Source organism: Blautia sp. JLR.GB0024, assembly GCF_037000545.1.
In the GTDB taxonomy this organism is placed as follows: domain Bacteria; phylum Bacillota; class Clostridia; order Lachnospirales; family Lachnospiraceae; genus Blautia; species Blautia celeris.
Map to the genome: position 1 here is coordinate 1 of NZ_JBANBF010000032.1, position 10,042 is coordinate 10,042.

Genomic DNA, 10,042 nt, shown 5'->3' on the forward strand with positions numbered 1-10,042 from the left:
CGCTTCTCCTGATTTTGAAGGGCTGTCGGTTTATTGTATCGTATTTAGGGTCTTTTTGGCATTTCTTCAATGCGTTTTTTTGGCGTAGTTTATTAGGATCTTTTTAATTTTCTTGGTAGTTCATCTTTTTTCCTAACTTTTAAATGTTTATATGGAATCGGTTTGGCTGGGGGCGGTTGTTGTGATCAGGTTGGTTTTTACGGAGGCGAGCCAGGTTTCTATGGATTGGGCCAGGAGGTATTGCTGGTGCAGGACGGCTTTGGCGGTTTCGGGAATTTGGGGGTTGGAGGTTTTTTCGGTTATGTTTTGTTCCAGGTTGGTTTTTAGGGTTTTTATGCCGGATGCAATGTTTTCAAGGCAGATTTTCTGGATCTCGGGGGGGAGATTGTCCAGGTTTACCATGACAGCGTTGAAGTCCAGGAAGATGTTGATGGGCTGGGTGGAGATTCCCAGCATCAGGGTTTTGAATTCCTGCTCGCCGGCTTCGGTCAGGGAATAGACGGCTTTTTCCGCCATGTTTCCCTCTTTTACCATGGTGCTCCTGATGTAGCCTTTTTTCTCAAGCTGGATCACCTTTTTGTAGATGGAGGGGGTGCTGATCTTTACCCAGCGGGATATGTTTCGGTACTCTACCAGTTTTTGAATGTCGTATGCGCTTAGCGGCTCTTTTTTTACAATTCCCAGTACGATTAAATCTATGGTTGCCATGTGGTTACCTTCCTTTTTTATATTTTTCTTGACAGTTACTATAAATTATAGTATTATTTAGCTCAACTTGTTTTTACTATAATTTATAGTATTATATTTTATAACTGTTGTCAAGCAAAAAGAAAGGAGTTTGTAACGGTACCGTTACAGAAATCATGATTATGAGTGAAGGAAATAAAAAAATGGAACTGCTGGGCAGCGCACCTGTATGGAGGGCGCTTTTGGCAATGGGGCTTCCCACGATGATCGGGATGATGATCAATGCCTTGTATAATCTGGTGGATGCTTATTTTGTGGGGGGACTGGGGACGAGTCAGATGGGGGCAATCTCTGTGGCGTTTCCCATTGGGCAGGTTGTGGTGGGTCTCGGGCTGTTGTTTGGTAACGGGGCTGCCTCTTATATCTCCCGGCTTTTGGGAAGGGGAGACAGAAAAACGGCAGATCAGGCGGCAAGTACGGCCCTGTACAGCAGTATTGCGGTTGGTGCCCTGTTGATTCTGTGTACGCTTGTCTTTCTGCATCCCATTTTGAAGATGCTGGGGGCAACGGAAAGTATTCTGCCTTATGCGGAGGAGTATACGCGTATCTATGTGGTGTTCTCAATTTTTAATGTGTTTAATGTGACAATGAATAATCTTGTGACCAGTGAGGGGGCTGCGAAAACCACTATGTTTACGCTGCTTGCCGGCGCTGTGCTGAATATTGTTCTGGACCCTGTCTTTATCTATGTTCTGGATTTTGGTGTGGCCGGTGCTGCGGCTGCTACGGCTATCTCCCAGATTGTCTCTTCTCTGGTATACCTGGGTTATATTCTCAGGAAAAAAAGTATCTTCAGTTTCCGTATCCGTGCGTGCTGTTTCTCCAAAGAGATTATGTCTGAAATATTGAAGATCGGTATTCCCACTATGGTATTCCAGCTTCTGACAAGTCTTTCCATCTCCCTCATTAATTTTCAGGCTAAGGAATACGGGGACTCTGTCATTGCAGGTATGGGGCCTGTGACAAGGATCATCTCTGTGGGGAGCCTTATGGTCTTTGGCTTTATGAAAGGTTTCCAGCCCATTGCGGGATACAGCTACGGGGCAAAAAAATATGGGCGTCTCCACGAGGCCATACGGCTCTCCATTATCTGGTCCACTGTTTTCTGCGTGATCTATGGGGTATCGGCATCTCTGTTCTCCGCGAATATCATCTCTCAGTTTACAAAAGGGGATCTGGAAATGGTCAGAATCGGCGCCAGGGCCCTGAGCGCAAACGGCCTGTCCTTCCTGCTGTTCGGTTTCTACACGGTGTACTCCTCACTGTTTCTGGCTCTTGGCAAAGGGAAAGAGGGCTTTATCCTGGGGGCCTGCAGACAGGGCATCTGCTTTGTGCCGTTCATTCTGCTCCTTCCCCTCTTTGCAGGTGTCAGCGGAATCCTGTACGCACAGCCGGCTGCAGACGTCATCTCTGCTGTGATCACTGTCTTCATGGCAATACGTCTTCACAGAGAACTTGGATTCTAAACTTGACTCCGGAGAAATTCTGTGCCATAATTAATTAAACGTACGGTTAATTAATTACAGAAAGGCAGTTTTATGGCAAGGAAAAAAGTACCGGAGAACTATGAGAAAATGAAACAGGGAATCATACAGGCAGCCATCGAGATCATGGTAAAGAGGAGCATGACCGAGTTCAGCCTGACCGATGTGGCGAAAAAAGTTGGTCTGACAAAGGCTGCCATCTACTGGTATTTCCCAAACAAAAATGCCCTGGTCGATGAAGTAGCCCGGAGCATTTACGATACCTATATCGGATACATAGAAAAAATCAGCGGCAGCCCTCTGAGTTCCTGTGAAAAACTCCGCAGGATCGTTCTCGGGGAGGAGGACACCATACAGGCTGCCCTGATGTGTGTCTTTCCCATCAAATTCTATCTGGAATCCTACTCCGAAAGCCACGTGGTCAAGACACTGATCAAAAGCGGCTATGAAAAATACAATGCCCTCATCACTGCAGTTCTGGAAGAAGGCATCCGAAACGGGGAGTTCCAGACCTGCCTGCCGGTTTCCGAGCTGGCTAAATTCATAACAGGAGCCATTGACGGACTGGCCTTTCAGAACCTGCTGGTCTCCTCCGAAAAACCGGAGGTACCCAGATCCCTCCTATTTTCCGTATTGGATCGTATCCTGACCCCCATTTACCCAACACCAAGAAAAGAGGTCTCAAATGACTAAAAAAAGAAATATGTGGAACATCCTGCTGGCATCCCCGTTTATCCTGGCTGTCCTGACCTGTTTCATCGTAAACTTTGCCCTGGACCGGCAGTTTAGCTGGTCCCTCCTGACAGCAGCCAGTTGTCTCTACGCCTATCTGATGCTGTATACCCTCATATTCGGCGGGAAACACCGTATCCTTTTCACATACCTGGTCCTGGCCATCCTGCTGATTCCCTTCCTCTATATTATAGAATACACAGCCAATCTCTACCTCCCCCAGCCCATATACTGGACAACAAGACTCGGCATCCCCGTAAGCCTGGCCTGGCTGGCCGCACTTGCAGTCACTGCCCTTCTCAAAACCCTGACACACGCTAACGGATTCCTGACAACCGGTTACTTCATCCTTGCCTTCTACGCCGCAGAGCGCTGCACCAACAACCGGATCGATGCCTTCATCGGCCCCAATGACTCCTGGCGCCTCTCCGACCACTACCCCATCTTCTACTTCTCAGCCGCCGCTCTCTTCCTACTACTGGGCCTCATCACCACCGCCGTAAAACGTTCACGCACCCGCGCATGAGGCCTCCCCTTGGCCTCATCATCACCACCCGTAAAATACTCACGCCCCGCGCATGATGCTTTTCTCCTCCCACGCAAAAAAAGATACAGCATTCCATCACCCGACGAATGCCATATCTCTTTTTTAAAAAACCACTCACCATTGTTCTTCCACTTTCCATACAGAAGCTTCCGTCCTAAAGCGCCAGGCGGAGCAGTGGATGGGAAGGCGGGGAACCGGTTCGGGGGGAGCGATGTCTCAGTGGAGCGCCCGGGAGATCCACCTGCCCCAGACACTTAGTGAAGAGCGCTCTCGCGATGAACTTAGTGACTGGGAGCAGGTTAGCTCCCGGGCAGCGGAACGCTTCGCTCCACGCGAACCGGTTCCCCGCCTTCCCATCCACTGCTCCGCCGTCCCCCTCAGCCAAAATTCCTATCTAAACACCAATTCCCCCAACTGCAGATCCCTCTTAAACCCGCGAATCTTCGTATCCCCATCAATATAAACCGCTTCAATCCCCATAGCCGCAGCCCAGTCACCCATCTGCTCAGCCGTAATATCATAAGAGAACGCCGTATGATGCGCCCCTCCTGCCAGAATCCAGGCTTCCGCACCTGTAGCCAGATCCGGCTTCGGTGTCCAGAACGCTGTAGCCACCGGCAGCTTCGGCATGGCCTTCTCTGTCTTCTTACAATCCACCTCATTAATGATCAGACGGAACCTGTTCCCCAGATCGATCAAAGATGCAGCGATGGCCGGACCGGTCTTAGCTGTGAATACAAGACGCGCCGGGTCTTCCCTGTCTCCCATGCTCAGCGGATTCACCTTAATGCTGATCGGACCGTCAGAAATAGTCGGGCACACTTCCAGCATATGCGCCTGCAGAATTCCTTCCTTACCCGGAACCAGATTATATGTATAATCCTCCATAAAGGAAGTACCCTTTGCACCTTCCATACCTGCTGTCATGATCTTCATCAGACGCACCATAGCTGCAGTCTTCCAGTCACCCTCTCCGCCGAAACCGTAACCTTTTTCCATCAGCCTCTGAATAGCCAGTCCCGGAAGCTGTTTCAGGGAACCCAGATCACCGAAATGTGTTACGATCGCCTGATAATTTTTCTCCTCCAGGAATCTCTCAAATCCGATTTCGATCTGTGCCTGCACTGCCACGTGACGCTTGAACTCTTCCGGATCTCTGCCTTCCAGAAGAATCTCATATTTATCGTAATACTCTTCCACCAAAGCGTCCGTATCACCCTTTGACACAGCTTCCACTGCCTCTGCGATCTCATTTACCGGATAAGCGTCAATTTCCCATCCGAACTTGATCTGGGCCTCTACCTTGTCACCTTCTGTCACAGCTACATTTCTCATGTTGTCCGCAATTCTCATAACACGGATATGGCTGCTCTCCATAATACCTACTGCAGTGCGCATCCAGGACGCAATCTTTTCCTGTACTTTTTCATCGCTCCAATGGCCCACTACCACTTTGCGCTCAATCCCCATGCGGGACACAATGTGACCATATTCTCTGTCACCGTGGGCAGACTGGTTTTCATTCATAAAATCCATATCAATGGTATCATAGGGAATTTCCTGGTTGAACTGTGTATGCAGATGCATCAGGGGTTTTCTGTACTCCTGCAGTCCCAGAATCCAGGACTTAGCCGGTGAGAAGGTGTGCATCCATGTGATGACACCTGCGCAGTCCTCATCGTCATTTGCCTCATTGAATGTCTTTCTGATAACCTCATTTGTGATCAGAGTTGGTTTCAGAACCACTTCATAAGGAAGCACTCCTGATTTATTTAATTCCTCTACGATAATTCTGGAATGCTCAGCCACTTTTCTGAGGCACTCATCTCCGTACAGATCCTGAGAACCTGTTGCAAACCAAAACTTGTAATTTCTGCCTGTCTTCATTAAAATCGCCCTCCTGTTAGGTTTTCTGTTTCCTTTATCTTAAAACTTGTACGGTTATCTTTACAAGTTGTATTTACAGGAAGGGTACAAGTTTTTCAGTTGTATGTTTATGGCCGCATCCAGCCGTCCGGAAAGGTGATCCCGTGCTTAAGCCCCCCGAAGTCCTCGGTCACATCAATCAGGGAACTGATATAACATCGGATTCTGTTGCTGCCGCCCCCTGCCTCCTTAAAGAGACGGCTGATGCGCTCCGCCACACGGAAACAGTTTTCCTGGGTAATGCCCGGAAGCATGACCAGAAACTGACAGGAGCTGTATCTGGTATATAAGTCTCCGCGGCGCAGGGACAGCTTCACCGCTGTCTGGAATTTTTCTGCTGCTTTACTGATCTTCTCTTCTTTTTCAATGGGAACTCCGAAACTGTCCGTCAGTGTGCACAGCATGAGAAATACAGACATCCCGGTCCTCTCCATCATACGCGTCATAATCCTGTAGGTATCAATAAAACTGGGCAGAGAGCAGAAATAAGCGCCTTTTCCCTTTGTCTTCTCCCTTAAGTCCCTGCGGATCTCCGACATATCTGAGGGAACCCCCTGTATCTGACTGCTCATGGCATGAAAGCGCTCCAGCATTTTCCCGGACGGATTTAAGCCAAACTCATTAAAATACAGGGATGCGGTCTCCTCATAGACCTTCAGTGCCTCTTTATGCCGGTTCAGGGCAAGGAGGCTGTCAATCCGCCAAAGCTGCCACTCCTCATAGGGATAGATAGAGGCCGCATGGGAGCTGATGTAAAGTATATCCTCATAGGCTCCGCGGTTTTTCAGAATGGAAAACAACTCCCGCATACAGTCAAAGTATAAGTCTCTGTACTTCACGCCTGCTATGACAGACCAGGCTTCCGCTGCGGAGGATGGCAGAAATTCCCCTTTATACAGACTGCAGGCTTCCTTTAAAAGCTCTTCCTTCTTCTCCCCGCTTTCCATGCAGGCCTCCTCGATGGCTGCCTCCATTTGATGGATATCCACCACTGCCTTAATATTCTCACTCCACCGGCATTTCCCCTTCTTTACAATAATGTACGCATCCTCCGGCATGCCTGCCTTTTTCAACTGTCTGCGGAGCCTGAAGATCGTATTGTTCAGACTGCTGTTCCCGTTTTCCACCCCATCCTTGCCGTAAAGAGCATCGATCAGCTCCGCCTTATCTATCCCCTCCCTTAAGTGCAGCATGAGAAGCTGAAATAACTGGATAAATTTTGCCGGGCTCCTCCTGTCAAAGACCACTGCCGCTCCCTCATAAGTAATGGAAAACCCCCCTAACATCCTTACCCTCATAATACCGATACTTTTTTCTCTCTCCATCTTTTTATATCTCCTGCAATCTGCGCGCCGTTAAAAAGGCCGCCCCTCATCCAGGACGGCCTCACTCTTTCATATCTGCTCTCTTTTTCCTTAAAAGTTCAATATTTATTTGTTGCTCAAATACTCTTCGATGCTTTTCATCGCTTCGACTTCGTCTTCGCCTTCAACTGATACAGTCACGCTCTCACCAGCGTCTAATCCCAAACTCATCATACCCATGATGCTCTTTGCATTTACCTTCTTTTCCTGACTCTCCAGATAGATATTGCTGGCATACTGGCTGGCTACCTGCACGAGTAATGCGATCGGTCTTGCTTCCAGGCCGTTTGAAATACCGATGGTAATTGGTTTCCTGATCATATCTGTTCCTCCTTGTTCCCTCTGAGCTCCTCTGCTATGCTGCCGATTTTCCGCAGTCTGTGATTGACTCCTGACTTTCCCACTGGCGGTGCTAGTAACATGCCAAGTTCTTTCAAAGAAGCCTGTGGATATTCCAGCCTTATCTGTGCAATCTCCTCCAAATTATCCGGAAGCCGCTCCAATCCAATGGTATCACGGATATAGGCTATATCCTCCATTTGTTTTACTGCAGCATTTACAGTCTTGTTAATATTCGCCGTTTCGCAGTTAACCTTGCGGTTTACGCTATTGCGCATTTCCTTCAGAATCCTGACATTCTCAAGATTCATCAAAGATACATTGGCCCCCATGAGGCCTAAAATTTCTACGATCTGCGCGCCTTCTTTTACATAAACAACTTCGTGCTTCTTGCGGCTTACAACTTTAGCATCCACCTCAAAGGATTGCACCAGTTCCTGAAGCTGCTGAGCTTTTGACAATGTGGAACATACGATTTCAAAATGATAAAATTTCTCCGGGTCACTGATAGAACCTGCACATAAAAATGCTCCCCGCAGAAAAGCCCTCCTGCAGCAGTTCTTTTGAATAACCAGAGGATTCACAAGAGCGGCACAGGGCATTGGCTGCCTGTCTGCGGTCAGATACTTTGCTGCCTGCAGAATTCTTACGGTATCTTCCTGACCTCGTACTTCAATCACAAATCTGTTGTTTCTTTTTATTAAACGTTTATCTATAGAAATTTCTCTATCTATTTTAAATGTTTTTTGCAATAAAGTAAAGCACTTTCTTATAACACTTTCATTTTCTGTAGAAAAACAGAGAAATGTCTGGCCTTCCTCTGTTCTCTGTATCTCACCGCAAAAGCTGAAAATAGCTGAAAGCTCTGCGATCTGGCAATGCCTGGCAGGGCTGATGCAGCGCTCCAGCTCCTGTTTTACGCTTCCGGAGAATGACATTTCTTCGCATCCTTTTCTATATCTCTATGTTCAATCCGTATTCCGTATTCTTCTGACTTTTTCAGCCGTCTGTATAGTTCATTGGCCAGCGTCACACTGCGGTGCTTGCCGCCTGTACATCCGATGGAGATCACAAGCTGGGATTTGCCTTCGGATATGTAGTTGGGGATCAGAAAGCGCAGCATATCCTCCAGTTTATCGGAGAACTCCTGTGCCAGCTCAAATCCCATGACGTAGTCGCTGACCGGCTTGTCATTGCCGCTCAAAAAACGCATTCCTTCTATATAATAAGGGTTCGGCAGAAACCTCACGTCAAACACCAGATCAGAATCACCGGGGATTCCGTACTTGAACCCAAAGGACAGAACTGTGATCATCAGATTCTTGAACTTCTGGTTCTCCACAAAGATCTTTTCCAGTTCTTCTTTCAGCTCTCTGGTGAGAAGCTGGCTGGTATCCAGAATGTAGTCCGAAAATTCCCGCAGAAAAGCCAGCCTGCTGCGTTCCAGTTGAATCCCTTCATCCACCCTTCCGTTGCCGGAAAGGGGATGGGAGCGCCGTGTCTCCTTATAACGCTTTACCAGTGTCTTGTCATCCGCATCCAAAAAGAGGATCTCCGGCTGGAATCCCGGCAGCCGCAGCCGTTCCAGAACATGTTCCAGTTCACTTAAAGCTTTGCCGCTCCTGATATCAACACCCACGGCTACACGCTCTATCTCCCCGGAACTTCCGTCCTTCACAAGCTGTGCAAATTTCTCAATCAGGAGTATGGGAAGATTATCCACACAAAAATACTCCATATCTTCCAGCATTTTCAGGGCCGTACTCTTGCCGGCACCTGACATTCCCGTCACAATTACAAAACGCATATAGAATCCTCTCCGCTAATGTCAAAACTCACCCAGGAATTTTACTTCCGGCTCAAGTGTGACGCCGAATTTCTCCCTGACTCTCTTCTGTACTTCCTCTATCAGGTTCTTCACATCCTCCGCTGTGGCATCTCCGGTATTGACAACAAAACCGCAGTGCTTCTCGGAAATCTGCGCTCCGCCCACCTGAAAGCCGCGCAGACCTGTATCCATGATCAGTTTTCCTGCAAAATATCCCTCCGGCCGCTTGAAGGTACTTCCGGCACTGGGCATATCCAGCGGCTGTTTGCTGGTACGGCGCTCTTTGAAGTCATCCATCTGCTCCTTAATATGGGATGCCTCACCTTTGTTCAGCCTGATGACAGCCTCCAGCACAATATATCCTTTTTCTTTTACGATACTTGTCCGGTACCCCAGATTCAGTTCCTCACGTTTCAGGCGGATCACATTGCCGTCCGCATCCATAACGGTGACTTCCTCCAGTACATCCTTCATCTCCCCGCCGTAAGCGCCTGCGTTCATCACTACAGCGCCTCCCAGAGTTCCGGGAATGCCGCTGGCAAACGCAAATCCGGCCAGGCTGTGCTCCAGAGCCACCACTGCGATTTTTGAGAGAAGTGCTCCGGCCTTTGCCCTGATGACGTCGTGGTTCACTTCTATGTCACTCATATTCTTCCAGAGCTGAATGACAACACCATTGTACCCTTTATCACTTACAAGCAGATTACTTCCATTGCCCAAAATGAAAAACGGCAGATTCTCCCTTTTACAGATATGTAAAATCTTCCGCAGTTCATCCACGCTGTGAGGACGCAGGTAGTATTCCGCAGGCCCTCCAATGCGAAATGTTGTATGCTTTTTCATTGGTTCACAGACATTGACATTGTCACTGCCCAGACACTGACAAAACTCATTCTCTATTTTTTTATTCACTTTCTTACCTCTTGCTTGATAATATTATGGAAATCCAATATGACACAGCTAAAACAGTTTCAGACAGAAATTTTATTGTTACTGTTCACACGCCACTATCCCCCGAGGTGTTTTCAGGCCGAAGGCATGAAAATCCCGAGGCAGCCAGCGCGATATGGAGCAG

General features: G+C 48.2%; 10 protein-coding genes. 3 read left to right on the top strand and 7 right to left on the bottom strand.

The genetic code is table 11. The annotated features are described in order from the left end of the window. Window positions 1-147: 147 nt before the first annotated feature. On the bottom strand, window positions 148-708 hold the full coding sequence (locus tag V8Q34_RS27080) for a PadR family transcriptional regulator (RefSeq protein WP_335836668.1): 561 nt from the start codon (window positions 706-708) through the stop codon (window positions 148-150). A 161-nt stretch (window positions 709-869) separates the two neighbouring features. On the opposite strand from V8Q34_RS27080, the gene V8Q34_RS27085 reads away from it, so the two are divergent. From V8Q34_RS27085 to V8Q34_RS27095, 3 genes are all read left to right on the top strand, one after another. Beyond that, on the top strand, window positions 870-2,213 hold the full coding sequence (locus V8Q34_RS27085) for an MATE family efflux transporter (protein ID WP_335836669.1): 1,344 nt from the start codon (window positions 870-872) through the stop codon (window positions 2,211-2,213). A gap of 72 nt (window positions 2,214-2,285) precedes the next feature. Next, the gene (locus V8Q34_RS27090; protein ID WP_227211773.1) at window positions 2,286-2,924 is read left to right on the top strand and encodes a TetR/AcrR family transcriptional regulator; all 639 of its coding nucleotides are present in this window, start codon (window positions 2,286-2,288) and stop codon (window positions 2,922-2,924) included. Beyond that, complete coding sequence (locus tag V8Q34_RS27095; protein WP_335836670.1) at window positions 2,917-3,489, top strand: hypothetical protein; 573 nt, start codon at window positions 2,917-2,919, stop codon at window positions 3,487-3,489. Before V8Q34_RS27090 ends, V8Q34_RS27095 begins: the two co-directional genes overlap by 8 nt. Before the next feature lie 411 nt (window positions 3,490-3,900). Here V8Q34_RS27095 and araA read toward each other — a convergent pair whose 3' ends face one another. The 6 genes from araA to murB form a co-directional block, all read right to left on the bottom strand. Next, window positions 3,901-5,397: an L-arabinose isomerase gene (gene araA / locus V8Q34_RS27100; protein WP_148392887.1), complete on the bottom strand. Its 1,497-nt coding sequence runs from the start codon at window positions 5,395-5,397 to the stop codon at window positions 3,901-3,903. A gap of 107 nt (window positions 5,398-5,504) precedes the next feature. Beyond that, window positions 5,505-6,761, bottom strand: coding sequence for a BTAD domain-containing putative transcriptional regulator (locus V8Q34_RS27105; protein ID WP_052099736.1), 1,257 nt, complete (start codon window positions 6,759-6,761; stop codon window positions 5,505-5,507). A 105-nt stretch (window positions 6,762-6,866) separates the two neighbouring features. Then, window positions 6,867-7,121 (bottom strand): HPr family phosphocarrier protein, encoded by a 255-nt coding sequence (locus V8Q34_RS27110; protein WP_054352075.1) that lies wholly within the window; start codon window positions 7,119-7,121, stop codon window positions 6,867-6,869. Continuing rightward, a complete protein-coding gene (gene whiA, locus V8Q34_RS27115) occupies window positions 7,118-8,077 on the bottom strand; it encodes a DNA-binding protein WhiA (RefSeq protein ID WP_033143396.1) in 960 nt (319 codons plus the stop codon). The genes V8Q34_RS27110 and whiA overlap by 4 nt, the downstream gene beginning before the upstream one ends. After that, on the bottom strand, window positions 8,056-8,946 hold the full coding sequence (gene rapZ / locus V8Q34_RS27120; RefSeq protein WP_033143397.1) for an RNase adapter RapZ: 891 nt from the start codon (window positions 8,944-8,946) through the stop codon (window positions 8,056-8,058). The genes whiA and rapZ overlap by 22 nt, the downstream gene beginning before the upstream one ends. 21 nt (window positions 8,947-8,967) lie before the next feature. After that, window positions 8,968-9,879 (bottom strand): UDP-N-acetylmuramate dehydrogenase, encoded by a 912-nt coding sequence (murB, locus tag V8Q34_RS27125; protein ID WP_033143398.1) that lies wholly within the window; start codon window positions 9,877-9,879, stop codon window positions 8,968-8,970. Window positions 9,880-10,042 lie beyond the last annotated feature (163 nt).